The sequence below is a fragment of the Pseudomonas sp. NPDC090208 genome, assembly GCF_044746785.1.
Classification (GTDB): domain Bacteria; phylum Pseudomonadota; class Gammaproteobacteria; order Pseudomonadales; family Pseudomonadaceae; genus Aquipseudomonas.
The window spans coordinates 64,173-89,898 of sequence record NZ_JBIVCU010000017.1; the positions used below are offsets into that span (position 1 = coordinate 64,173).

The window sequence follows — 25,726 nt, forward strand, 5'->3', positions numbered from 1 at the left end:
GCGGGCTTGTGACTACGGCTTGGCGTCTTTCACACCGGCCGTGTTGTCCAGCAAGCTCTTGGTCGCAGTCTGCAGGAAGCTGTCGAGCTTCTTGCGCAGTTCGGCGACGTCCGGTGCATCCGGCATCAACTCGGCGTGAGGCTTGGTGCCCAGCTCGTAGCTGTAGATCTTCGGCTCCATTTCCTTCGGCTCGATCAGGATGCGGTTACCGGTGACGATGGCCACGGTCTGCTCGCTGCCCGACGGTTTGATCACGCCAAAGCCCAGATCACCGGCCGGCAGGTTCAACAGGTCACGACCCCAGCACTGGTGCACGGTATCGCCACCCAGACGACCCATGATGGTCGGCACGATGTCGATCTGCGTACCGACAATGCTGCTGCGCTTGCCGAACTTGTCCTGCAGGCCCGGCGCGATCATCAGCATCGGCACGTTGAAGCGGCCCAGGTCCATCTCGGTGATCTGCTCGTTGTTGCCGAAACCGTGGTCGCCGACCACCACGAACAGGGTGTCCTTGTAGTAAGGCTCTTTCTTGGCCTTCTCGAAGAACTGGCCCAGCGCCCAGTCGGCGTAACGCATGGCGGTCAGGTGCTCATCCAGCGTGCCATGGCCGGTCACGCGCTCTACCGGCAGATTGGCCGGCAAGGCGTACGGCGTGTGGTTGGACAGCGTCTGCAGCAGCGCATAGAACGGCTTGCCCTTCTCTGCACGGGCTTTCAGCTCCTCGGCACCACGGTCGAACATGTCCTGGTCGGACACGCCCCAGGTCGGATCGGAGAACACCGGGTTGACGAAGTCGTTACGGCCGATGAAGTTGGTCATGCCCTGGTTGCTGAAGAAGCCCGACTGGTTGTCCCAGGCGAAGTCGCCGTTGTAGACATACACGTCGTCGTACTTGCGCGCACTCAGCAGTTGCGGCAGGCCGGACAGCTTGTGGCTGCCTTCCGGGGTCTGCATCAGGTACTCGAAGCCCGGCAGGTTCGGGAAGCACGCCATGGTGGCGAACATGCCCTGGTGAGTGTGGGTGCCGTTGGAGAAGAAGTGATCGAACAGCAGACCTTCTTCAGACAGCTTGTCGAAGTACGGGGTGATGTTGGACTCGTCACCCAGCGCACCGACCGAGTGACCGGCGAAGCTTTCCATCAGGATCACCACGACGTTCTTGATCGGCAGTGTGTTGGCCTGTGGCGGCGTGAACTCGCGGCGAATCGCCGCCTTGTCGGCATCGACCAGCTTGTCGTTGGTGGTCAGCAGCATGTCGCGCACGGTCTGCTGTGCCTCTGCCGGCGGCAGCGTGGCTTTCCAGATGTTGTCGCGGTCTTCGGACATGCGGCTCTTGGCGGCGGCGATCAGGGTCAGCGTACCGTTCAGGCCCAGGGTGTTGGCGAAGTTCGATTCGGTGGTGTAGGCATCACCCCAACGCAGCGGCGGGCCCTGACGCAGGGTGCCGCGCGCGGCAATCACCATCACCAGCAGGCAGACCACGAACACCGCGACGCGGGTGTACCACGGCGCGACGACACGGTTGCTGGCGCTGCCGATATTGAAACCGCCACGCGGACGGGTCAGACGGTCCACGCCCTTGAAGATCAGGCTCAGCAGCCAGGTCAGCAATGCCCAGGCCAGCAGGTAGCGCACCACCGGGTAGCCGTACCAGATCATGCTCAGTACGGTTTTCGGGTCTTCCTTGACGTACTGGAACACCAGACCGTTCAGGCGTTGGTGGAACTCGCGGTAGAAGTCCATCTCCATCAGGCCGAAGAAGGTGGTCAGGCTCGCCACCAGGGTCAGCCAGAAACGGAACAGCCCGCGCGCCGCCATCAAGCGGGCGCTGAACAACGCCAGAATCAGCGGGATGAGGATGTAGACAACCAGACGCAGGTCGAAACGCAGGCCGTTGCCGAACGCTTCGATAAAGGTCGAGGCCGGCGTGGCGCCGATCCCCTCGCGGTTGTAGACCAGCAGCGCAACGCGCAGCAGGGTGTACAGCACCATCAGCGCCAGCCCGCTCAACAGCGTATAAGCCAGGTGCGATCTGACGGTAGGTTGCGGCGCGCGCGCCGGGGCGTCCGTTTTGGCCATGTGTCGTAGGATCCGTTGGATTCAGGTTTAAAGTCGTAAAGCCTGTGCGCCCGATGACAGCAACCGCATCGGTCCGGGGCGCGGGGGGCAAATATTACGTGATCGCCTGCGGTTTACCACCGATGCGCCGCATTCTTCATCCGCGAGCACCGGCAAGGAATGACCGCCAGCGGGTCGGCAACGGTAAAACGCTGCGAATCTTCCCGAAGAAACGGTGAAAATTCCGTTGTTTTCCCGGTAATTCAACATTTCCTTACAAACGATCTGATGGTCAGTGCGTCTTGAAGGTCTGGGCGTAAAGGCCAACAGCGTAGTCGATGGCCTTGAACACGTGGGGAGCATGCCCCGCCAGCGCAGCATTGGCCTGAAGTGACGCATGCACCGCAGCAATGAGTTGCTCAAGCCTCGCGCGAGGCTGGCGAATATTGCAGTTGTCCGCCAGATCCAGAATACCCAGCCGCGAACCGAACAGACTTTTCGACCCTGCCAGCCGCAGGGCCAGCGAGTCCTCCTCTATATAGGCGGTGGTGTTGACGATGTCGTAAGCCGGCGCCAGCCGCGCATCCCGACCGGTCGGGTCACGGTAAAGCAGGCCAAAATTCTTCAGATGCGCATCGCCATTACCGAGCATGCAACTGAGCGCGACGATGTCGAAGAACTGCTCCAGCGAGGTCATCACCTGCTCCGGGGCACAGAACAAGCGTATGGCCTTGGCGATGTTTTCGTAGCTGGAATCGTATTTTTGCGCCGTTCCAAGGCCCATCAGCACTGCCATGTCTTCAAAACCGATGGGGCGCTGGTCTGCCTCACGGTCGAAACGGCGCATGACAAACAGCTGGCGGTTGTCGGAAAGGTAAAACTCCGGCACTGGCATGCCGGCCCTGCGCGCAGCATCCATGCAGACGAATTCGTTGATCGCCAGTCCCGGAAAATCCGCCCTGCCCGACTTCACGATCAGTTCCGGCATCAATAATGTCGCTTTCGGGTCTGCGGCCAATGTTTCGTCAGGCACGATGACCTTGGGTTGCACCCCGGAAATCCCGCTGCGCAGGATGTAGCTGTCGACCAGCTCGGCGAACAAGTCGTCGGCACCGTCCCAGCTGAGAATCTGCTTCAAGCTCTTGCCTTTGGCCTGATCCTGATTGCCAAGCAACTCGTCCAGTGCTGGCGAGCGCACGGCCACCCGGCCAATCGGCGAGCCGCTGCCGGTCAGCGCCATCAGCAGCATCGGGTTGAGCGGAGTGGTTTTCGCCAGCCGATTGCGTAATTGCTCCAGCACATAACCCTCGGGCATGTTCATCTGGAACAGCGGATGCAGGTCACGGGAAGTGAATGCGGCATCGCGCACCTCCATGGTCAGGCTGATTTGCGTCTGCGGGCCGGCATCCAACCCATAACGAAACAGGTAATCCCCCGCCTCGCTGGAGGAAAGTTCACCGCTCTCTCCTTCCGGCGTATGAATACGCACCCTATCCAGCGGCTTCATCGAAACACCTCACGCAACTCTTCAAATGAAGGTCGGCGAGCGGGCACGACGTGGATTTCCGCATCGAACGAGGCCAGGACCTTGGCATACGCCTGCATGGATACCGTGGGGCTGCCCTTTTCGATTTCAGCGACTTTCTGTCGGGTCAGCCCGCACTGAGCGGCCAGTTGCAACTGAGTCAGACCTCGGGTCTTGCGCATCTCGGCGATCTGTTTGCCCAGGCGCTCGATGAGCAGATGTGCGTCCATTTGTCATGCCTGCATAACATTTTTCAGTAAATGGAATGTATACGTGACACAAGCACAGCACAAGATAATGTTACACATACATAACTTAAGACCAATAAAGTCACGTATACGTAACATAAGATCGTTTATTCAATAGTGACGGACTGACTACGCACGTCACAAAAAAACGCCCGATTTGCAGCGAAGCAAATCGGGCGCCAGGGGGTTGCAGATGTGCGGGAGCGACTATATCCGTACGTTGCCCCGTGGACCGGCAATCGCCCAGATGATCAGGCCGAGGACCGGCAGCAACGCGATCAGCAGGACCCAGAGGATCTTCATGCCGATCTCCGCGCCGCTCTTCAATACGTTGATGATGGCCCAGATATCCAGGGCCAGAATGATCAGTCCAATCAGACCGTTGAAAGTGGAACCCATGGTGTCGCTCCTTATTGAGGGCTTGCCCAGTTAGGAGTGGCGCCGCGTGACGGGGGTTCCGTTGGTCGGGCCGGATATTTCAACGCCGGGGTCGAATCGTCAGCCCTGCGCCTTCAACGCTTCCAGCGCCGGCTCGATGAGAATGCCCAGCTCCACGCCCAGCGCCATTACCCGCTCGATATCCTTGCCGTAGACCAGCACCGTTTGCAATTCGTCATCCAGCGGTTCGCTGAGGTTCATCAGCACGTAGCCGCCCATTTCCTTGTTCATGCTGCTCAGCTGGATCTGGATACGGTTCAGCGCGGTCAGTGGCTCGGTTTTCGCCAGTTGCTTGGGTTTGATATTGAAGGCCACGCCCGGACCGAACGAGGCAATGATTTCGCCGAGCAGGTCCATGTAGGTGTCGGCCTGGAACATCACGGTTTCCGGCAGGCTGCCGATCACCACCCACTCGCCCAGCGGAATGGGGAAGGTGTCGTCGTAATTGATGTCGGGGTTGGCCGCCAGAAAGGCATCCGCGTCGGCATAGGCCTGGGCGGCTTCGTCGGCGATCTTTGCGATTTCCTCGTCGCCCATGCAGCCGGAACTGATGAGGGTGATGAATTCAGTGAGTGCAGCGTTCATGACGGGAAGATCCGGGTAACCAAAACAGGCGCGCAGGATAGCCGGAAATCCTTCGCGCCTCTATCGCTTCACACGTCTGCTGACCTCACACGCCCAACCGGGTCAACTGCTCGGCAGTTTCAGTGGCGCCCATGGTCTGCGCGGCCATCAACGGCGTCACGCCCTTGGCATCCTTGACGTGAGGATCGGCGCCCTGACTGATCAGGTAGTCGACAATGGCCGTGCGGTTGAACATCGCCGCCATCATCAGCGCGGTACGGCCATCGGCCGAGGCACCTTCGACGTCCGCGCCGCCTTCGACCAGGATCCGCACCACCTCCAGATCACCCTTGAAAGCCGCACCGGCGATGGGGCTCTGGCCGTTGTCGTTACGGATTTCCGGATCGGCCTTGTGCTTGAGCAGCACGCTCACCGCATCCTGATGGCCATGATAGGCGGCCAGCATCAGCAGGGTATCGCCCTTGTGGTTGCGCAGATTGGGCGTCAGACCGTTGGCCAGCAGCCGGTCCAGCATGTCGGCATCACCGGCACGGGCGCGGTCGAACACCTGCTCGGCGAACTCCAGGGCTTCTTCATCGGTCATGCGGGTGGCGGAACCGCTATTCGGTGCTTCGGACATGGCATCACTCCTGTGGCGCGGCGATCTTGCGCGCATGGTCGTATTTTTTGCGGAAACTCGCAGAGCCTCGGGCTCCGGTCAAGTTGCCTTGCGGTGACACAGCATGGCAGTCACAGGCGACGGGCGGCCAGCACAACCTTTTGATCAGGCCGATAGAAAATGCCGTTCATCGACCGCCTCGGAAAAATCAGGCAACAAATTGAAATGAAGCCCGGACACCGCTGTCTGACCTTTCAACAGCGCCCGATTGCTTGTGCTTCTCCCCTTCCCCTCCGGCAAAATGCAGGATGCCCGACAGGCATTCATGCAAAATGCACGACACCAGAAAAACAAAATAATTTTAACTATCTGATTTTAAAGGATTTATTTTTAATCTCGTGCTGGCATAGAGACTGCAACAGTCCCTCCACGCTTGTTATCTCATGAGCAATGGAGCCGCTAGACATGACCTTTATCCAAGAGAAATTCGCTTCCGTCTTTTCCGATTACGAAGTCATCACCCAGCCTCGTCCGGACGGTGGCGTGCTGCTGTCGTTGCGCAGCCGTGACGGTACGTTGACTCGTCGCTCCGTGTCGTATGCCCAATTGCACACGCCGGTTCAGCTGGAGTGGGTCATCAGCGCCATCCGCCGCGACCTGGCCGCGCAGGCCAGCGAACTGCCGGCGATTTCCATGCTGCAGAGTCAGCACCGCTTTGATTTGCCGACTTATCACACTCGGTAAATGCGTTTTGCAGGTTGAAGCATCCCTTTGCGGTCTTTCGATCGCGATTCAGATACCGCGACAGCTTTTATGCTGTCGCGGTTTTTTTTGATTGGGGGTTGGGATTGAGGGACAGATCCGTTGCTGCGGGGATGGCGGCTGGCGGTTCCGCTCTTACACCGCCTGATACGGCGGATAGTCCACATACCCTTCAGCCGCCCCACCGTAGTAGGTATCACGGTTCGGCGTGGTCAGCGGCCAGCCGTTTTTCAGGCGGGCCACCAGGTCGGGGTTGCTGATGAAGGGCTGGCCGAACGCAGCCAGGTCGATCAGACCGGCGTCCACCAGGTCCTGCGCGCGCTCCAGGGTCATGTCGCCTGCGAGGATCAGCGCGGTGTTGCCCAGTTGCGCCTTGCAGTGTTCCAGCAGTTCGCGCAGCGCCTGTTCCTGCGCCGCAGAACCCTGTTCGGCGAGGAAGAAGTGGGTCTGGTCCATGACATGCACATACGCGATGCCGCGCTGACCGAGCCCGGCGCACAGTGCCGAATAGGTTTCATCGATCTCGGGGTAGATCGGCATGTCGAACAGTTGTCCGTAAGGCGAAACCCGGATACCCACACGCTCGGCACCGATGCGCGCCACGACCGCGTCGACCACTTCAAAGACAAAGCGCAGACGGTCTTCCAGGTGCTTCGCCGAATAACGGTCAGTACGGTCGTTGACCAGCGGATTGAGGAATTGCTCGATCAGATAACCGTTGGCGCCGTGGATTTCCACGCCATCGAAACCGGCCGCAATGGCATTGGCTGCGGCCTGGGCGAAGTCTTCAACCACACGGGCCACTTCGTCGGTCTCCAGTGCTCGCGGCGTCGAGGTGGCGACGAAGCCTGGCTCACCGTCTTCCGTGTAACCGAAGGCAATCGCGCCTTGGGCCGGTTTGCCGGTGGAGCTGACCGGTGCTTTACCGCCTTCCTGAATCGAGGTGTGCGACACCCGGCCCACATGCCACAGTTGCGCGAACATCCGCCCGCCGACACTGCGTACCGAGTCGGTGACCAACTTCCAGCCCTTGATCTGCTCTGCCGTGAAGATGCCCGGGTTGAACAGGTAACCCTGGCCTTCGCGGGAAATCGGCGTGCCTTCCGAGACGATCAGGCCAGCGGTGCCACGCTGGGTGTAATGCAGGGCGATCTGCTCGGTGGCAATGTCCTGCGGCGCGCGGGAGCGGGTCATCGGCGCCATGACGAAGCGGTTGTTCAGGGTCAGGCCCTTGAGGGCATAGGGTGCAAACAGATCGATCATCAACATTCTCCAACAAGGCTAAACGGGCGACTGCATGAGCCGCTCGACAATGGCCATAGGTTATTGGAGAATTTTCGTAACATTTAAGCCATTCACTACGAGCTGATGTGAATTCAAGTCAGCAATGAGCCCGCCATGAGCGCTTCCGACACCCTCAAAGGCATCGATGTCTTTGTCAGCGTGGTTCACATGGGCAGCTTTTCCGCTGCCGCCCAACGTCTTGGCCTGACCAACTCGGCCGTGAGCAAAAGCATTGCGCGGCTGGAACAGCGCCTGGCTATCCGCCTGTTCAACCGCACTACGCGGCGGCTGTCGTTGACCGACGCCGGCACGCAGTACTACCGCACCTGCTCGGAAGTGCTGGGCTCGCTGGAAGAAGCCGAGCAAGCGCTGCGCACGGAAAACAGCGAGCCCCAAGGCCGCGTGCGTGTCGATCTGCCCGCCTCGTTCGGCCGCCTGCATGTGCTGCCGCTGATGCTCGAATTCCTGCGCGACCATCCGTTGCTGCTGCCTCACGTCACATTCTCCGACCGTTTCATCGACCCGGTGGAACAAGGCATCGACATCCTCGTGCGGATCGGCACGCCAGATGCCTGGCCCGCCCTGCTCGGCCACCGTTTTCTTGGTGCTCAGCGCCTGGTGTTCTGCGCCAGCCCCACTTATCTCGCCGCCCACGGCGTACCGGCTTCCGCCCACGAACTCAATGACCACGCCTGCGTGCTCTACGGCCACGATAACGGCAACGTCACCCCATGGTTTCTTGCTGGCGAACAAGGCAATGTCGACCGCCACACCATGCCCGGCCGCATCGCCATCGGCGACGGTGAAGGCCAGCTCATGGCCGCCCTCGCCGGCCTCGGCATCACCCAACTGCCGACCTGGCTGGTCGATCAGCACCTGCAGAGCGGCGCGTTGGTGGAAGTCCTGCCTCACCTGGCGGTAGACAGCCTGCCGATCAATCTGGTCTGGCTGAAAAGCCGCCAGGGATTACCGAAAGTGAAAGCCTTGCTGGAGGTTTTGGGAGCGTGTCTGACACCGGCGGGGCGGACGCTGTGCGAGCAGCACCGCAATGAGCCACATGATCGCGGCAATCACGAGCGGTAGTCGTCGCAGGCCATTATTCCGCTATGATTCAGCGTCCCCGCCTCGGCTGATGCCTCCATGCTTCTGATTGTTGCGAAACTCAAGCGAACACTCTCCGCGCGCCAGTTCAGCCAACTGCTTGATCGCTACGATCTAGGCAAGAAACGCAGCACGCAACTCCTGAAGAAAACCGGGGTTTCTGTCGATGGTACGGTGGTGATTCGCCCGCCGTTCTACTTCGAGCGAGGCAACCTGACGCTGGGGCGCGGCGTGTTCATCAACAGCGGCTGCGTGCTCCTCGATCAAGCGCCGATCGTCATTGGCGACGACGTGATGCTCGGCCCGCAGGTACGGCTCTGCACCACCACCCACGACACCCGCCCCGACCAGCGCAAGACCGGCCACCGCCACGCACCGATCAGCATCGGCCATAACGCCTGGCTCGGCGCCGGAGTCGTGGTGCTGCCTGGCGTGACCATCGGCGCCAACAGCGTCATCGCCGCCAACAGCGTGGTGACTCAGGATGTGCCTGAAAACGCCATGTATGCGGGCGCGCCTGCGCGGTTCAAGAAGTGGTTGGTGGAGCCGGTGCAGTCATCCTCTAATCCGCTTGTTGCCGCTGCTCTACCCGGCGTCTCGGATGTTCTTTAGGCTTGGACAGATGGGAAGGACATAGAACAAGAAGCACTCTCTGGATCATCAAACGATGAAGGAGTGAAATACCGTCTTAAGAGGAGGGAGATCGAAGAGCTAAGGTGGTGCCCCCACCAGCCACACCCCGGCACACAATGTCCCCGCTATGGCTGCTCCCTTCCGGGCCTGACCAGGTTGACGGGTAATCGTTGCGGGGGGACCGATGGGGTCACCATAACGCATGCCACCGGGTTGCCCGGCGAGCGGGGGCCATTGTACCGGTCTGGCGCGAAGATACAACCTCTTGTTTCAGTTAAAAAATCCGACGGCAGGCGGGGCTTGTTACAGAGCCCTGCCCTGTCCGGCTGTCAGCGTCCCAGGGCGCGCAGCTGTTTGACCTTGCTGGTGTGCTCGCCGCCGATCCAGTGCTCCAGCGCGCTGGCGCTCATTGGGCGAGCGACGAGGTAGCCCTGCACTTCGTGGCAGCCAAGCTGGCAGAGGATTTCGTAGACGTCTTCGGTTTCCGCACCTTCGGCCACCACGCGATAGCCGAGACGACGGGCAAGGTCGACGATGGCCTCGACCAGACGGCGGTCCTTTTCGTTGGCGTCGAGGTTTTCCACCAGCGATTTGTCCAGCTTGACGGTGGTAGCCGGCAACTGGCGCAGGTAGGTCCAGTTGCTGTAGCCGGTGCCGAAGTCGTCGATGGCGATGTCGATATTCAGCGCGCGCAGACGCTCCAGTTGCTGGCGGGTGACGCTGGGGTTGTCGCACAGGGCGCTTTCGGTGAATTCCAGTTCGAAGCGGCCCGGGTCGAGGCCGCTGATCGCCAGTTGCTGAAACAGCGCGTCGCTGAACAGGGTGTTGGCCAGGTCCAGCGCCGAAACGTTCATCGCCACTTTGAAGGCGTAACCCTGCTTCTGCCAGCGCACCGCCTGGGCGATGGATTCGCGTAGCACCCACAGGCTCAGAGAGCGGATCAACGCGGTTTTTTCGGCCAGCGGGATGAATTCCGCCGGGCTGATCGGGCCGAGCACGGGGTGTTGCCAGCGCAGCAGCGCTTCGACGGTGACCACCCGGCCGGTAGCCACTTCCAGCCGTGGCTGAAACGCCAGCGACAGCTGATCGGGGCTGCGCACCGCGTCGGCCAGCGAGGCCAACAGCAGGAATGCCCGCTGCTGGGCGAAGTCCAGATGCGGCTCGTACCAGCGCCAGCCGGTGGCCTTGCCGCGGGCCTCGTCAGCGGCGCTGACCACCAGACGAATCCAGTCGCGCTCGTCGCTGCGTCCCAGGCCCAGCGGCAGCACGCCGATGCCGACGTCCATCTGGATCGGAATGTTGCGGCATACCAATGGCCGCTGAAAGTGCTGGATCAGGTGACTGAACAGACGCTCAGCCTGCTCCGGCCCGGTATGGCGAGTGAGCATGGCGATGCGCGTGGGGCTGATCTTGTACAGCGCGGTGTCGGCGGGCAGTACTTCGCGGCAACTGTCGACCATGCAGCGCAGCAAGTCTTGGGCGAAGCTGTAGCCGAGCGCCTTGATGATGCTGTCGAGAAAGGCCGGGTTGACCATATCCAGCGCCACCAGCGCGTGATCATGGCGGTCGGCCAGGGCGAGGATGTCCTCCTCCAGGCGCAGGCGGTTGAACAGGCCGGTGGGTTGGTCGACATAGCTGGCCTTGCGCAGGTTGTTGAGGCGCTTCATGACCAGTTGGCCGTACATTTCCAGCATGGTCACGTCACGGGTCGCCAGCGGTCCGCGCGGCTTGTTGTCGATGATGCACAGGGTGCCGAGGGCCAGACCGTCGGCAGTCACCAGCGGCACGCCGGCGTAGAAGCGGATGTGCGGATCGCCGACCACCAGCGGGTTGTCCTTGAATCGCGCATCGAGCTGCGCGTCGGCCACCTGGAACACTTCGTGAGCGAGGATCGAGTAGGCGCAGAAAGAGACTTCCCGTGGTGTTTCCCGCTCATCGAGGCCGGTGCCGGCGCGAAACCATTGGCGGTGTTCGCTGACGATGGAGACCAGCGCGATGGGCACATCGAAATACATCGCCACCATGTCAACGATGTGATCGAGCACGTCGTCGGCGGTGGAGTCGAGAAGGCCCATGTGGGTGATGCGGGAAAGCCGGGAAGCCTCGTTCAGCGGTACAGGCGCACTATTGGCCATCTATGAAATCCCTGTTCAACTGCTGAATGCCAGTAGTATCAAAACGATATTGACAGGCAAGTTAGCACTAGATTCCACCCCGTGCAGACGCTCGCGGACCGGCGGCGACGACCGGTTTGCACAGGTTCAGAAACAGGCCATGGGCGTGTGCGTTGTGGTAATGCGGGTGGTGTTGCCATGTTATGGATCCCGCAGCCACCACACACTCGTGGGAGGGAGCTCTGCTCGCGATGGCGTCAATCCGGACAATGATGTGTCGTCTGATCCACCGCTATCGCGAGCAGGGCTCCCTCCCACGGCCTGCGGCCAGAATCAAAAGCGATGGTGTTCGCTAAACCCGTAGCAGTCCGGCTTGCCGGCGGAGGCATTTTCAGGATCGTTACCGCCGGCAAGCCGGACTGCTACGACTCGGCGAGTACCCTCTGCGTTTGCTTCTGGCTAAAGGCCGTGGGAGCCGGCCTGCTGGCGAAGGCGGTGTGTCAGGCAAATCGCTTTCATCCGGATGCGGCCCAGCCCCTCGCGCCCTCGGATCCCACGAGGCTATGTGTTTTTCCAGCAAATTTCACTGACTTGCCCAGATCCACCAGACACCACACTTCTGTGGGAGGGAGCCCTGCTCGCGATGGCGTCAGCCCGGACAATGATGTGTCGTCTGATCCACCGCTATCGCGAGCAGAGCTCCCTCCCACGGCCTGCGGCCAGAATCAAAAGCGATGGTGTTCGCTAAACCCGTAGCAGTCCGGCTTGCCGGCGGAGGCGTTTTCAGGATCGTTACCGCCGGCAAGCCGGACTGCTACGAAGACAGCGCCAGGCTGACGCGACCGTGGACCGCAGGACAGTTCATCCAAGTCAGGAAACCTGCAGCACCTCGTCCGCCTTGCCTCCGGCGCTCTGGATGACCAGATGGATGAAATGCAGTTTGGCGATCACCGCTGGAGGCAGTACGAACGGGTAGAAATCCGGCTGGCCCATGGCGCGCGACAGTTCGTTGAGCATACCGGCCAGTTCGATCCAGGCGTTGACGAAGGCGAGGAACGCCGGCCCACCGGGATGCTGCGGATCGTAGAGGGTCTGCAGTTCGAACGGCTGGTAGTCGAGGTCCATGTCGCGGGCGCTCATGCCCAAGCTCAGCGCGGTGTCGACGGCGTCCATCATGTGCAGGTAATGGGCCCAGGTTTCCGCCCAGTCTTCCCACGGATGCATGGTGGCGTAGGCACTGACGTAACGTTGCTGCCAGTCCGCCGGGGCGCCGTGTTGATAGTGTTGGTCGAGGGCTTCGGCGTAGCTGGCGCGCTCGTCGCCGAACAGGTGGCGGAAACCGTCCTGCCAATAGGTGTCGGCGATCAGACGGTCCCAGTAGTAATGGCCGACCTCATGACGGAAATGGCCGAGCAGCGTGCGGTAGGGTTCGTGCATCTGCACGCGCACTTTCTCACGGTGGGCGTCGTCGGCTTCTTCGACGTTGAGAGTGATCAGGCCGTTGGCGTGGCCGGTGGTGGGCAGCTTGCCTTCCAGGTCGACGCCGAGGAATTCAAAGGCCAGTCCGCGCTGTTCGTCGAAGCCTTTCGGGATGACCTGCAGGCCGAGGGTGATCAGTTGCGCGATCAACCGGCGCTTGGCGGTTTCGATCTTGCGCCAGCGCTCGGGGTTCTCCGGCACCGACAGGTCGGGGATGGTTTTGTTGAGGCTGCAAGCGACGCAGAAATCGCCGGCATTGAGCGCGGGAAACAGCCAGTTGCAGGCAGCGGGTGTGTCGAGGTTGGCGCAGCGGCGGTAGAGGCCGGCTTCCGGTTCGTCGCTCAGCCGCCAAGTATCCACGCTGGGGCCGGGCTCCAGCGCGGCCACCCTGCCCTGCTCCGGCAGATAGCCCAGCGCCGCAGAGCACGCCAGGCACTGGCTGTTGCGAAAGAACACCGATTGCCCGCAACGGCATTGCCAGACCTTGCTGCGCTTGCTCTCGCCCACAAAGGGCGCCGCGATCCGTGTGCTGAGTTGCTCAAAGAACTGAAACATGGCGATCTCCCTGGGGTTGTCAGCACTAGATCGTAGGCGGGGGTGGCGGTTCCGTGAGATCGCTGCGTGCCGCCTGATCCGACGTTTTCGCGGGCAAGCCACGCTCCCACAGGTTTGTGTCGGGCTGAAACATCGACTTGAACATCGTAGGAGCGCGCTCGCCCGCGAGGGCGTCAGACCGGACAACACCTTGTAGGAGTGAGCTTGCTCGCGATGGCGATGTATCAGGCGCCCGCTGCGGTGCTGCCAGGTTGCAATCGCGAGCGAGCTCACTCCTACAGGAGCAACTCAATCCAGCGGGATGTCATAAGCCTTGAGGAACGCCACAAACGCTTCTTCATCGAGCACTTTGAGTCCCAGCTCGTTGGCCTTGGCCAGTTTGGAACCTGCGCCCGGCCCGGCCACCACGGTGTGGGTCTTGGCCGAGACGGAACCGGCCACCTTGGCGCCAAGGCTTTCCAGTTTTTCCTTGGCAATGTCGCGGCTCATCAGTTCCAGCGAGCCGGTCAGCACCCAGGTCTGCCCGGTCAGCGGCAAGCCTTCGACGACCTTTTTCTCGCTCTGCCAGTGCATGCCGAAATCCTTGAGCTGTTGCTCGATGGCCAGGGCACGGGTGGCGTTGTCAGGCACATCGAAGAACGCGCGCACGGCCTGGGCCTGTTTTTCCGGCAAGGTCTGACGCATGTCCAGCCAGTCGGCCTTGACCACCCCTTCCAGGGTGCCGAACTTGTCCGCCAGTTTTTGCGCGCCACCTGGCCCGACCGAGGGAATGTTCAGCTTGTCGAGCATGCCACCCAGAGTCACGCTGGCGGCGAACTCGGCACCCAGATCACCGGTGTCCTGCAACACCATGCCGCACTCGCCCAACAGTGCGCCGATGACCTTCTGGTTGTGTTCATCCTCGAAAAAGCTGTGAATCTCGTGGGCCACTTCCAGACCGATGTCCGGCAGGTAGGTCAGCACTTCCGGCAGGGCCACTTTCACCTTGTCCAGCGAACCCAGCGAACGGGCCAGCACCTTGGCGGTTTCCTCGCCGACATCGGGAATGCCCAGCGCATAGACGAAACGGGCCAGCCTCGGTTGCTTGCTGTCGGCGATCGCCCTGAGCAATTTCTTGCTGGAGATGTCGGCGAAGCCTTCCAGATCGATGATCTGTTCGTATTCGAGCTTGTACAGGTCAGCCGGCGAGCCGATGAGCTTTTCGTCCACCAACTGTTCGATGGTTTTGTCGCCCAGGCCTTCGATATCCATGGCCCGGCGCGAGACGTAGTGGATGATCGCCTGCTTGAGCTGCGCGCCACAGGCCAGTCGGCCGACGCAGCGATACACCGCGCCTTCGCTGACGGTTTCCCTGCCTTTGCTGCGCTTGATCAGTTGCGTGCGCTCGACCTGCGAGCCGCACACCGGGCAGGTCTGCGGAATTTCGACCGCTCGGGCGTTTTCCGGGCGGCGCTCCAGCACCACCTGCACGACCTGCGGGATCACGTCACCGGCGCGGCGAATGATCACCGTGTCGCCGACCATCAAGCCCAGACGCGCCACTTCATCCATGTTGTGCAGGGTGGCATTGGCCACGGTAACGCCGGCGACTTTGACCGGTTTCAGCCGCGCCACCGGGGTGACGGCGCCGGTACGGCCAACCTGGAATTCCACGTCCAGCAGCTCGGTCAGTTCTTCCATGGCCGGAAATTTGTGGGCGATGGCCCAGCGCGGTTCGCGGGCGCGGAAACCTAGCTCGCGCTGCGAAGCGATGCTGTTGACCTTGAACACCACACCGTCGATTTCATACGGCAGCGACAGGCGCCGCTCGCCGATGTCGCGGTAGTAGTCGAGGCACTCCTCGATACCCTTGGCCACCTTCAGCTCGCGGCTGATCGGCATGCCCCAGGCCTTGAGTTGTTGCAGGTTGCCGATGTGGGTGTCGGCGATGTCGTGGGACACCTGGCCGATGCCGTAGCAGCAGAACTCCAGCGGCCGGTTGGCGGTGATCTTCGAGTCCAGCTGGCGCAGGCTGCCGGCGGCGGCGTTGCGCGGGTTGGCGAAAGTCTTGCCGCCGACTTCCAGCTGGCTGGCGTTGAGGCGTTCGAAACCGGCCTTGGACATGAACACTTCGCCGCGCACTTCCAGCGTCTGCGGCCAGCCTTCGCCGTGCAGCTTGAGTGGAATGTTGCGCACGGTACGCACGTTGACGCTGATGTCCTCGCCGGTGGTGCCATCACCCCGTGTGGCACCGCGTACCAGCGCGCCGTTCTCGTACAGCAGGCTCACGGCCAGGCCGTCGAGTTTGGGTTCGCAGCTGTATTCGACATGCACGGCATCACCGAACAGGTCGCCCGTGGGCAGCTCCAGGCTGTCGGTCACGCGGCGGTCGAAGTCGCGCATGTCGACTTCTTCGAAGGCGTTGCCGAGGCTGAGCATCGGGATTTCATGGCGCACCTGGGTGAACGCTGTCAGCGCCGCGCTGCCGACACGCTGGGTCGGCGAGTCGGCGGTGACCAGTTCCGGGTGTTCCGCTTCAAGGGCCTTGAGTTCATGGAACAGGCGATCGTATTCGACGTCCGGAATGCTCGGCTCGTCGAGCACGTGGTAGCGGTAGTTGTGAAGATCCAGCTCTGCGCGCAGTTCCAGGATTCGGGTTTCGGCGGCGTTCATAGGGTTTTCTCTTGAAAGCAAAAGAGCAGCCGAGGCTGCTCAATTCATGTTGCGTATCGGCATATCGACTGGCGCGCTACACCGTCATGTGGGAGCGAATTCATTCGCGAGAGGCCATACCAGCCAATACATCTGCCTGACCTGACCGCCCTATCGCGAATGAATTCGCTCCCACAAGAGGCCCTGTCAGCCTGTCAACGACGCTGAGTCAGGGCGCGGCGTTCGAATTCGACGATGCGCTGGCGGTAATGCTCGATGGTCTGCGCGGTCATGACGCTGCGCTGATCGTCCTTCAGCTCGCCGTTCAGCTCGTGGGCCAGCTTGCGGGCTGCCGCCACCATCACGTCGAAAGCCTGCTTCGGATGACGCGGGCCCGGCAGGCCGAGGAAGAAGCTCACGGCACGGGTGCTGAAATGGTCGATATCGTCCAGATCGAATACGCCCGGCTTGACCGCATTGGCCATCGAGAACAGCACTTCGCCGTTGCCGGCCATGCTTTCGTGACGGTGGAAGATGTCCATTTCGCCGAAGCGCAGACCGCTCTCCAGGATGTTCTGCAGCAGGGCCGGGCCCTTGAAGCCGCTCTCATCACGGGAAATCACGCTGATCACCAGCACTTCTTCGACCGGGGCCAGATCCTTGTCATCGGCAACGCGCGGAGCAGCCTTGTCGTCCGGGAAATCGTCGTCACGGGCACTGAACAGGCTCGGGCTGTCGACTTCCAGGTTAAGGTCGCCCTGCTGTGGCTCGTCCTTGCGCTTGCCGCGCTTGCTTTCACGCTCGGGGCGCTCAGGCCGCTCGCGCGCCGCGCTCATGGTCGGCAGATCGTGCTCGTCGAGTTGCGGTTCTTTCTGGGTTTCGAGGACGCGTGCAGGGCCCAGCACCTCGGCGGACGAGCCTTCTTCGTCGTCCGGCAGGTTGGAGAAACTGCGGTCCAGCCTGAATTTCAGCTTGCCTTTGCCGCCGCGCATCCGGCGCCAGCCGTCAAAAAGAATACCGGCAATGACAATAATGCCGATGACGATCAGCCACTCTCGCAGACCGATTTCCATGTAATCCCGTGCCTCTAATGAAAATTCTGAATAGTAAGGGCGTAAACCCCTTTAAAACGTGGAGCCAACTCTATGTTCTGAATGGCCTTTTACCCACGTACAAATGAAAAAGTGGACATTAAGCTAGCACGACCAAAGGTAACTTTACACCGTCTGTTACATCTGCCATGTCGCGGGCTTCTGTCCCTGCGCGGCAGTTATTCCTGCACCGAGCCAGCATTACGCCACTTTTCCCTCATCAATCGTCTGACCGCCTCGCGGCCCGCTACGCATCCACCAGCGCCATCGCCTCCTCTACGTCCACCGCCACGAGGCGCGAACACCCCGGCTCATGCATGGTGACGCCCATCAACTGGTCAGCCATTTCCATGGCGATCTTGTTGTGGGTGATGTAGATGAATTGCACGGTTTGCGACATCTCCTTGACCAGTCGGGCATAGCGGCCCACGTTGGCGTCGTCCAGTGGCGCATCGACCTCGTCGAGCATGCAGAACGGCGCCGGGTTGAGTTTGAAAATGGCGAATACCAGTGCCAGCGCGGTCAGGGCTTTCTCGCCGCCGGACAGCAAATGAATCGTGCTGTTCTTCTTGCCGGGAGGACGCGCCATGATCGTCACCCCTGTATCGAGTAAATCTTCGCCCGTCAGTTCCAGATAAGCGCTGCCACCACCGAAAACTTTTGGAAAAAGTGCCTGAATTCCACTGTTTATCTGATCAAAGGTCTCTTTGAAGCGATTGCGGGTTTCCTTGTCGATCTTGCGGATGACGTTTTCCAGAGTCTCCAGCGCTTCCACCAGATCGGCGTCCTGCGCATCCAGATAACGCTTGCGCTCGGACTGCTGCTGGTACTCGTCGATGGCTGCGAGGTTGATCGCACCCAGACGCTGAATCCGCGCGGCGATGCGCTCCAGTTCTTCTTCCGCTTCTTTCTCGTTGGCTTCCGGCGTCAACGTCGCCAGCACGCCATTTAAATCGTAGCCGTCTTCGTGCAATTGCTCCTGCAAGGTCTTGCGCCTGACGGTCAGCGATTGCCATTCCAGCCGTTGCTGCTCCAGTTGCCCACGCAGCAGTTGCGATTGCTGCTCGGCTTGGGTGCGGCGCTTCTCGGCTTCGCGCAATTCACGGTCGGCGTCTTCCAGCGCGTTTTTCGCGATGCGCATTTCGTCGTCGACGACCATGCGCTTTTCCAGCAGCTCTTCGAGTTTCAGGCGCAGCTCTTCCAGCGGTGCCGCGCCCTCCTCCAGATTGAGGCTCAACTGCTCGCGCTTTTCGGTCAGGCGCTCGGACTGCATTTCCAGCCGCTCCAGCGCCTGGCGAGTGGAATCGTGTTGGGCACGCAGCGAACTCAGGCGCACGGCCAACTGGTTGGCGTGGTCTTTATGCTGGCGAGCTTCCTGACGCACCCGGTCCAGGCGTTCGCGCAGGCTGTCGCGCTGGGCCAGCAGCAATTCACGCTGCTCGGTGTCGAGGGCCATGCTGTCGAGGGCCTCCTGCAATTGCAGGCGCGATTCACCGAGACTTTCCTGCTCGATGGCACGCTGCTCGCCGAGCTCGGCCAGCTCTTCGTCCAGACGAGTGCGGCGCAGGGTCAACTGCTCGACCTTGGCCTTGGCCGCCGACAGCTGCGCTTTCAATTCACTTTGCTGGCGAGCTTCGTCCTGCAGACGCCGACGCAGTTGCTCACGACTGTCTTCCTGCACGCGCTGTTGTTCGCGCAGTCTCAGCAGTTGTTCTTCCAGCGTGGCGAGGGTCGCCTCACGCTCGTCGCGCTCGGCTTCCAGCCGCTGCAATTCCTGCCCACGGGCCAGCACGCCGCTTTCCGCTTCGCTGGCCCGGCGTACACGCAGGAAATCGCGGCCGACCCAATAACCGTCGCGGCTGATCAGGCTCTGCCCGGCGCTCAACTGTTTGCGCAGCGCCAGAGCGTCGTCGAGGGTTTCTACGGGTTTGACCTGACCCAGCCAGTGGGCCAGATCGACGCGACTGTCGACCTTGTCCAGCAGGCTGCCGGGCAGGCGTGCGCTGTCGGCGGACGGATTGACCAGACGCAGATCGCCCTGATTGAAACCGGCCAGATCCAGCCCGGCAAAATCGTCGACCAGTACCGCATGCAGATCGGCGCCCAGCACGGTTTCCACCGCCAGCTCCCAACCGGCTTCGACACGCAAGCCTTCGGCCAGACGCGGACGCTCGTTGAGCTGATGGGCGCGCAGCCACTCGGCAGTGCCAGTACCCGGATCGAGGGCCGCCTGTTGCAAGGCTTCCAGCGAAGCGATACGACCGTTCAGACGTTGCAGATCGCCCTGGGCCTGTTGCTGAGACTGGGTGGCCTGTTGCAGTTCGAGGCGCAACTGCTCCAGACGCTCGATGAGTTGCTCTTCTTCGGCGCCCAGTTCTTCAAAGGCCATTTCCCGGGCCGCGAGGTCTTCGCTGAGTTCGAGAATCGCCGCGTCTTCAGGGTCGGCCGCCAGCAACTGGCGCTCTTCGCTCAGACGGCGCTGGCGCTCGGCCAGCCGCTCCATGCTGGTTTCCAGTTGCTGGATGCGCGACTGCTGCACCTCGGCCTGACGCCGAGGCTCGGCAGAAGACTGGTTGAAGGCGTCCCACTTTTCCTGCCAGCCGTGCATCGCGGCTTCGGATTCTTCCAGGCCGGCAGCGGATTCTTCCGATGCGGCCAGGGTCATTTCCTGTTCCGGTTCGAGCATTTCCAGCTCTTCACCGAGGGTCGCCAGCAAGGTGCGGTCGTGGCCCAGATGGGATTCGGTTTCCTGCCGCGCGCGCTCGGCTTCGCGCAGGTCGTCCTGCAACTGACGCAGGCGCTGCTGGCCGTGCTGGATGCTTTGCTCGACCCGGGCGATGTCGCCGCCCACGGAATAGAAGCGCCCCTGCACCACATTGAAGCGCTCGGACAGGTCGTGATGACCGTCACGCAGGCGCTCGATCGCGGCATCGGCGCTGCGTTGATCGGCCACCAGCGCTTCAAAGCTGACTTCCTGGTTGCCGATGACCGATTCGCGCTGGGCCACCTGCTCGTTCAGCGCCTGCCAGCGCAGGGCCGACAGTTGCGCCTTGAGCTGGCGCTCTTCCGCTTTGTATTCCTGATACTTCTCGGCAGCCTGGGCCTGACGGTGCAAACGCTCCAACTGGCGATCCAGTTCTTCGCGCAGGTCAGTCAGACGGGCGAGGTTTTCGTGGGTACGGCGGATGCGATTCTCGGTTTCCCGACGGCGCTCCTTGTACTTGGAAATACCGGCAGCTTCTTCGATGAAGTTGCGCAGATCCTCGGGCTTGGCCTCGATCAGCTTGGAGATCATGCCCTGCTCGATGATCGAGTAGCTGCGCGGGCCCAGGCCGGTGCCGAGGAAGATGTCGGTGATGTCACGCCGACGGCATTTGGTGCCGTTCAGGTAGTAGCTGTTCTGACTGTCGCGGGTCACCTTGCGGCGAATGGAAATTTCCGCGTAGGCGGCGTACTCGCCGACCAGGGTGTTGTCCGAGTTGTCGAAGACCAGCTCGATGCTGGCCTGGCTCACCGGCTTGCGGCTGGTGGAGCCGTTGAAAATGACGTCGGTCATCGACTCGCCGCGCAGGTTCTTCGCCGAGCTTTCGCCCATGACCCAGCGCACCGCGTCGATGATGTTGGATTTGCCGCATCCGTTGGGGCCGACCACGGCCGCCATGTTGCTGGGGAAGTTCACCGTCGTCGGATCGACGAACGATTTGAACCCGGCCAGCCTGATGCATTTGAGGCGCATGGATCAGTCGGCCGCCATGGCAGACAGGATCGACTGGCAGCTGCGCGCGGCGTAGCTGGTCAGGACGTCGCGGATACGCACCAGATCACGGGCGATCACCGCTTCGAGTAACTGGCCGAACAGCGTCAGGTATTCGCTCATCTCGGCCTGACGCTGCTCCAGCGCCAGATAGTAGAAGCGGCTCATGGACGGCTGCAGGTTCTCGACGGTTTCTTCCAGGTACGGGTTGTTGGCGAACGGATACGTCGCCCGCATCACGTTGAAGCTGTCCTCGACGAAGCTCTTCACATCGTTACGCTCGCAACTGGCGATCAGACGCTGCTGGATTTGCAGGAAGGGCGCCAGGTCCGTCTGTTCCTGCCAGCTTTTTGCCACGGCCAGGCCCAGCAGGATGTACAGCTCGCTCATCAGCGCGCACAGGCTTTCGACGTTGTGCCGTGTCAGTACCGACACCTGCGCGCCACGGCGCGGCAGGATCGCGATCAGGTGTCGGCGTTCGAGAATCAGCAGGGCTTCACGCACTGAGCCACGACTGACATTGAGGGCCTGGGTGACCTTCTGTTCCTGAATCCGCTCCCCCGGCTTGAGCTCGCCACGGATGATCCGTTCGGCGAGGTGATGAGCGATCTGCTCAGCGAGGCTGTCCGGTGCCTTGAACGTCATTTCTTTCCTTTAAATCGATAGCTGCACACAAGCGGCGCAGTGTATCGCACTGGATACCTGTGGCGCAGGGCCACATGCGCGGAATCTGGCATGAAATAAGCAGAAAACAACGAAACTTTGAGCACGGCCACAGCGTTTCATTGCAACAAGGGGTTGCCGTTAATCGGCAAGTCGCTGAAAAGTCGACTTTCTTGACTTCATAGTCAGAATTTTATTGACCCAATAGTCAGAACTGATAAATTCATCGACACGTTCAATTACAAATCCTTCACGACCCCTTTTCATTACAAGAACAAACGAGGCATCACCCGTGATCCAGTTTTTACTCAATACCGAGCTGAAAACCGAGCATGCGCTGGACCCCAACATGACCGTGCTCAATTACCTGCGCGAGCACGTGCACAAGTCAGGGACCAAGGAAGGCTGCGCCAGCGGCGACTGCGGTGCCTGCACCGTGGTGGTCGGTGAACTGACCCAGGACGCCGATGGCCAGGAGCGCTTGAGCTATCGCAGCCTCAACTCGTGCCTGACCTTCGTGGCATCGCTGCACGGCAAGCAGTTGATCAGCGTCGAAGACCTCAAACATCAGGGCGAACTGCACAGCGTGCAAAAGGCCATGGTCGACTGCCATGGCTCGCAATGCGGCTTCTGCACACCGGGGTTCGTGATGTCGCTGTTCGCGCTGCAGAAGAACAGCGATGACGCCAGCGATGCCGACGAACGCCACGCCCAAGCCCACGTAGCGTTGGCCGGCAACCTCTGCCGCTGCACCGGCTACCGACCGATCCTCGCCGCCGCCGAACAATGCTGCAGTCAGCGTCAACCCGACCAGTTCGATGACCGTCAGGCGCAGACCATCGCCCGCCTGAAAGCCATCGCGCCGAAGGAAACCGCCGAACTCAACAGCGGCGACAAACGCTGCCTGGTGCCGCTGACCGTGGCCGATCTGGCCGACCTCTACGACGCCTATCCGCAGGCCCGCCTGCTGGCCGGCGGTACCGATCTGGCGCTGGAAGTCACTCAGTTCCATCGCCCGCTGCCGGTGATGATCTACGTCGGCAACGTCGCCGAAATGAAGAAGATCGAACACTTCGACGACCGCCTCGAAATCGGCGCCGCCACTGCGCTGACCGATTGCTACGACGTGCTGAGTCGCGAATACCCGGATTTCGGCGAGCTGCTGCACCGCTTCGCCTCGTTGCAGATCCGCAACCAGGGCACCCTCGGCGGCAACATCGGCAACGCCTCGCCCATCGGTGACTCGCCGCCCCTGCTGATCGCCCTAGGCGCGAAGATCGTCCTGCGCAAAGGCAACAAGACTCGCACGCTGGCGCTGGAGGATTACTTCATCGATTACCGGGTTACCGCCCGCGAGGAAAGCGAATTCATCGAGAAGATCATCGTGCCCAAGGCCAACGCCAAACAGGCGTTCCGCGCCTACAAGGTGTCGAAGCGTCTGGACGACGATATCTCGGCGGTCTGCGCAGCATTTCGCGTGCAGGTCGAAAACGGCGCCATCGTCGATGCCCGTGCAGCCTTCGGCGGCATGGCGGCGATTCCGAAACGTGCCGCAAACTGCGAACAGGCACTGATCGGCCAGCCATGGACCTCAGCCACGGTCGAGCGTGCCTGTGCCGCCCTGGAACAGGATTTCACCCCGCTGTCGGACTTCCGCGCCACCAAGGAATACCGCCTGCTCAGCGCACAGAACCTGCTGCGCAAATACTTCATCGAACTGCAAACGCCACACATCGAAACGCGGGTGACCGACTATGTCTAATCATGCCCCCCAGAAAACTCAGGAAGAGCTGGTCGCCCTGTTTCAGCAAGGCTTGAGCACCGGCGTCGGCCGCAGCGTCAAGCATGAAAGCGCCGACAAACATGTGTCCGGCGAAGCGATCTATATCGATGACCGGCTGGAGTTTCCCAACCAGTTGCACGTGTATGCGCGGATGTCCGACCGGGCCCATGCGCGCATCGTTCGCGTCGACACCTCGCCGTGCTACGCCTTTGAAGGCGTGCGCATTGCCATCACCCACGAAGACATTCCGGGCCTGAAAGACATCGGCCCGCTGCTGCCGGGCGACCCGCTGCTGGCCATCGACAAGGTCGAGTTCGTCGGCCAGCCGGTGATTGCCGTGGCCGCCCGCGACCTGGAAACCGCGCGCAAGGCGGCCATGGCGGCAATCATCGAATACGAAGACCTGGAGCCGGTGCTCGACGTGGTCGAGGCCTATCGCAACAAGCATTTCGTGCTGGACAGCCACACCCACAAACGCGGCGACTCGGCCACGGCGCTGGAGGCGGCAGCGAACCGCATCCAGGGCACGCTGCACATCGGCGGTCAGGAACACTTCTATCTGGAAACCCAGATTTCTTCGGTGATGCCCACCGAAGACGGCGGCATGATCGTCTACTGCTCGACCCAGAACCCCACCGAGGTGCAGAAGCTGGTCTCGGAAGTGCTCGACGTGCCGATGAACAAGGTGGTAGTCGACATGCGCCGCATGGGCGGCGGCTTCGGCGGCAAGGAAACCCAGGCCGCTAGCCCCGCCTGCCTGTGCGCGGTGATCGCCCGACTGACCGGCCAGCCGACCAAGATGCGTCTGCCGCGCATGGAAGACATGATCATGACCGGCAAGCGTCACCCCTTCTATGTCGAGTACGACGTCGGCTTCGACAATGACGGTCGCCTACACGGCATTCAGCTGGAACTGGCCGGCAACTGCGGCTGCTCGCCGGACCTGTCAGCGTCCATCGTCGACCGCGCCATGTTCCACGCCGACAACTCGTATTACCTGGGCGACGCCACGGTCAACGGCCACCGCTGCAAGACCAACACCGCGTCGAACACCGCTTATCGCGGCTTTGGCGGCCCGCAGGGCATGGTCGCCATCGAAGAAGTGATGGACGCCATTGCCCGCCATCTGGGCAAGGACCCACTTGCAGTGCGCAAGGCCAACTACTACGGCAAGACCGAGCGCAACGTCACTCACTATTACCAGGAGGTCGAACACAACCTGCTGGAAGAGATGACCGCCGAACTTGAAGAAAGCAGCCAGTACGCCGAGCGGCGCAAGGCGATCAAGGCCTACAACGCCCACAGCCCGATCCTGAAGAAAGGTCTGGCGCTGACCCCGGTGAAATTCGGCATTTCCTTCACCGCCAGCTTCCTCAACCAGGCCGGCGCGCTGATCCATATCTACACCGACGGCAGCATCCACCTGAACCACGGTGGCACCGAAATGGGCCAAGGCCTGAACACCAAGGTGGCGCAGGTGGTGGCCGAGGTCTTCCAGGTCGACATCAGCCGCGTGCAGATCACCGCGACCAACACCGACAAGGTGCCGAACACCTCGCCGACTGCGGCCTCCAGTGGCGCCGACCTGAACGGCAAGGCCGCGCAGAACGCCGCGGAAACCATCAAGCAGCGTCTGGTCGAGTTCGCCGCGAAGCACTACAAGTGCGCGGAGTCCGAGGTCGAATTCCGCAACGGCCATGTGCGAGTCGGCGAGCAGGTGATCAGCTTCGACACCCTGGCGCAGCAGGCGTGGATGGGCCAGGTGTCGCTGTCCAGCACCGGCTATTACAAGACGCCGAAGATCTATTACGACCGCAGTCAGGCACGGGGTCGGCCGTTCTATTACTTCGCCTTTGGCGCGGCTTGCACGGAAGTGATCGTCGATACCCTGACCGGCGAATACAAGATGCTGCGCACCGACATCCTCCACGATGTCGGCGCCTCGCTGAACCCGGCCATCGACATCGGTCAGGTCGAGGGCGGCTACATCCAAGGCATGGGCTGGCTGACCACCGAAGAGCTGGTGTGGAACGCCAAGGGCAAGCTGATGACCAACGGCCCGGCCGGCTACAAGATCCCGGCGGTGGCAGACATGCCGGCGGACCTGCGGGTGAAGCTGGTGGAGAACCGCAAGAACCCGGAAGACACCGTGTTCCATTCCAAGGCCGTGGGTGAACCGCCATTCATGCTCGGTATCGCGGCGTGGTGCGCGATCAAGGATGCGGTAGCGAGCCTGGGTGACTACCGGCACCAGCCGAAGATCGACGCCCCGGCGACACCGGAGCGGGTGCTATGGGGTTGCGAGCAGATGCGCAAGTTGAAGGCGGCGAGTTCAGAGGCGGTCGGTGTGGCCCATGAGCTGACGGTTTCGCCGGTTTGATCGGCGGCGTTTGAACGGACGTCATCGCGGATAAATCCGCT

The 25,726-nt window shown here is 61.4% G+C and carries 19 protein-coding genes and 1 other RNA gene; 6 read left to right on the forward strand and 14 right to left on the reverse strand.

The genetic code is table 11. The features are described 5' to 3' along the window. Positions 1-12 precede the first annotated feature (12 nt). The 6 genes from ACIPL0_RS24325 to ACIPL0_RS24350 all read right to left on the reverse strand — a co-directional run bounded on the left by ACIPL0_RS24325 (position 13) and on the right by ACIPL0_RS24350 (position 5,476). Positions 13-2,082 carry an LTA synthase family protein gene (locus ACIPL0_RS24325; RefSeq protein ID WP_400599530.1) on the reverse strand — a complete coding sequence of 690 codons (2,070 nt, stop codon included), beginning with the start codon at positions 2,080-2,082 and terminating at the stop codon, positions 13-15. A 271-nt stretch (positions 2,083-2,353) separates the two neighbouring features. Beyond that, positions 2,354-3,568: a type II toxin-antitoxin system HipA family toxin gene (locus tag ACIPL0_RS24330; RefSeq protein WP_400599531.1), complete on the reverse strand. Its 1,215-nt coding sequence runs from the start codon at positions 3,566-3,568 to the stop codon at positions 2,354-2,356. Next, complete coding sequence (locus ACIPL0_RS24335; protein ID WP_400599533.1) at positions 3,565-3,816, reverse strand: helix-turn-helix domain-containing protein; 252 nt, start codon at positions 3,814-3,816, stop codon at positions 3,565-3,567. Before ACIPL0_RS24335 ends, ACIPL0_RS24330 begins: the two co-directional genes overlap by 4 nt. 225 nt (positions 3,817-4,041) lie before the next feature. Next, a complete protein-coding gene (locus ACIPL0_RS24340; protein ID WP_400599534.1) occupies positions 4,042-4,233 on the reverse strand; it encodes a PLDc N-terminal domain-containing protein in 192 nt (63 codons plus the stop codon). A 99-nt stretch (positions 4,234-4,332) separates the two neighbouring features. Further along, entirely contained in the window at positions 4,333-4,857 is a 525-nt protein-coding gene (locus tag ACIPL0_RS24345; RefSeq protein WP_400599535.1) for a hypothetical protein, read from the reverse strand. An 85-nt stretch (positions 4,858-4,942) separates the two neighbouring features. Beyond that, positions 4,943-5,476, reverse strand: a complete 534-nt coding sequence (locus ACIPL0_RS24350) for an ankyrin repeat domain-containing protein (protein ID WP_400599536.1) — start codon at positions 5,474-5,476, stop codon at positions 4,943-4,945. Between the two features lie 159 nt (positions 5,477-5,635). Between ACIPL0_RS24350 and ACIPL0_RS24355 the strand changes: the two genes are divergently transcribed. Then, complete coding sequence (locus ACIPL0_RS24355; RefSeq protein ID WP_400599538.1) at positions 5,636-5,902, forward strand: hypothetical protein; 267 nt, start codon at positions 5,636-5,638, stop codon at positions 5,900-5,902. 18 nt (positions 5,903-5,920) lie between these two features. Then, on the forward strand, positions 5,921-6,199 hold the full coding sequence (locus ACIPL0_RS24360; protein WP_400599539.1) for a DUF3509 domain-containing protein: 279 nt from the start codon (positions 5,921-5,923) through the stop codon (positions 6,197-6,199). A gap of 153 nt (positions 6,200-6,352) precedes the next feature. Here ACIPL0_RS24360 and ACIPL0_RS24365 read toward each other — a convergent pair whose 3' ends face one another. Further along, complete coding sequence (locus ACIPL0_RS24365) at positions 6,353-7,480, reverse strand: alkene reductase (RefSeq protein WP_400599540.1); 1,128 nt, start codon at positions 7,478-7,480, stop codon at positions 6,353-6,355. Positions 7,481-7,615: 135 nt separating this feature from the next. On the opposite strand from ACIPL0_RS24365, the gene ACIPL0_RS24370 reads away from it, so the two are divergent. Together ACIPL0_RS24370 and ACIPL0_RS24375 are read left to right on the forward strand one after the other, a co-directional pair. After that, positions 7,616-8,584 (forward strand): LysR substrate-binding domain-containing protein, encoded by a 969-nt coding sequence (locus tag ACIPL0_RS24370; RefSeq protein ID WP_400599541.1) that lies wholly within the window; start codon positions 7,616-7,618, stop codon positions 8,582-8,584. A gap of 57 nt (positions 8,585-8,641) precedes the next feature. Further along, on the forward strand, positions 8,642-9,214 hold the full coding sequence (locus ACIPL0_RS24375) for a sugar O-acetyltransferase (RefSeq protein ID WP_400599542.1): 573 nt from the start codon (positions 8,642-8,644) through the stop codon (positions 9,212-9,214). A gap of 111 nt (positions 9,215-9,325) precedes the next feature. On the opposite strand, the gene ffs is transcribed toward ACIPL0_RS24375, so the two are convergent. The 7 genes from ffs to ACIPL0_RS24410 form a co-directional block, all read right to left on the reverse strand. Beyond that, an RNA gene (gene ffs, locus ACIPL0_RS24380) (signal recognition particle sRNA small type) lies at positions 9,326-9,422 on the reverse strand. Between the two features lie 142 nt (positions 9,423-9,564). Further along, positions 9,565-11,370 carry a putative bifunctional diguanylate cyclase/phosphodiesterase gene (locus ACIPL0_RS24385; RefSeq protein ID WP_400599543.1) on the reverse strand — a complete coding sequence of 602 codons (1,806 nt, stop codon included), beginning with the start codon at positions 11,368-11,370 and terminating at the stop codon, positions 9,565-9,567. 849 nt (positions 11,371-12,219) lie between these two features. Further along, positions 12,220-13,383 (reverse strand): putative zinc-binding metallopeptidase, encoded by a 1,164-nt coding sequence (locus ACIPL0_RS24390; protein WP_400599544.1) that lies wholly within the window; start codon positions 13,381-13,383, stop codon positions 12,220-12,222. A gap of 288 nt (positions 13,384-13,671) precedes the next feature. Then, positions 13,672-16,035: an NAD-dependent DNA ligase LigA gene (ligA, locus tag ACIPL0_RS24395; RefSeq protein WP_400599545.1), complete on the reverse strand. Its 2,364-nt coding sequence runs from the start codon at positions 16,033-16,035 to the stop codon at positions 13,672-13,674. A gap of 194 nt (positions 16,036-16,229) precedes the next feature. Further along, positions 16,230-17,087, reverse strand: a complete 858-nt coding sequence (zipA, locus tag ACIPL0_RS24400; protein WP_400599547.1) for a cell division protein ZipA — start codon at positions 17,085-17,087, stop codon at positions 16,230-16,232. A gap of 265 nt (positions 17,088-17,352) precedes the next feature. After that, a complete protein-coding gene (smc, locus tag ACIPL0_RS24405; protein WP_400599548.1) occupies positions 17,353-20,841 on the reverse strand; it encodes a chromosome segregation protein SMC in 3,489 nt (1,162 codons plus the stop codon). 3 nt (positions 20,842-20,844) lie between these two features. Continuing rightward, positions 20,845-21,504 (reverse strand): GntR family transcriptional regulator, encoded by a 660-nt coding sequence (locus ACIPL0_RS24410; protein ID WP_400599549.1) that lies wholly within the window; start codon positions 21,502-21,504, stop codon positions 20,845-20,847. A 310-nt stretch (positions 21,505-21,814) separates the two neighbouring features. Between ACIPL0_RS24410 and xdhA the strand changes: the two genes are divergently transcribed. After that, positions 21,815-23,284, forward strand: a complete 1,470-nt coding sequence (gene xdhA / locus ACIPL0_RS24415; protein ID WP_400599550.1) for a xanthine dehydrogenase small subunit — start codon at positions 21,815-21,817, stop codon at positions 23,282-23,284. Next, on the forward strand, positions 23,277-25,685 hold the full coding sequence (gene xdhB, locus ACIPL0_RS24420) for a xanthine dehydrogenase molybdopterin binding subunit (protein WP_400599551.1): 2,409 nt from the start codon (positions 23,277-23,279) through the stop codon (positions 25,683-25,685). Before xdhA ends, xdhB begins: the two co-directional genes overlap by 8 nt. Positions 25,686-25,726 lie beyond the last annotated feature (41 nt).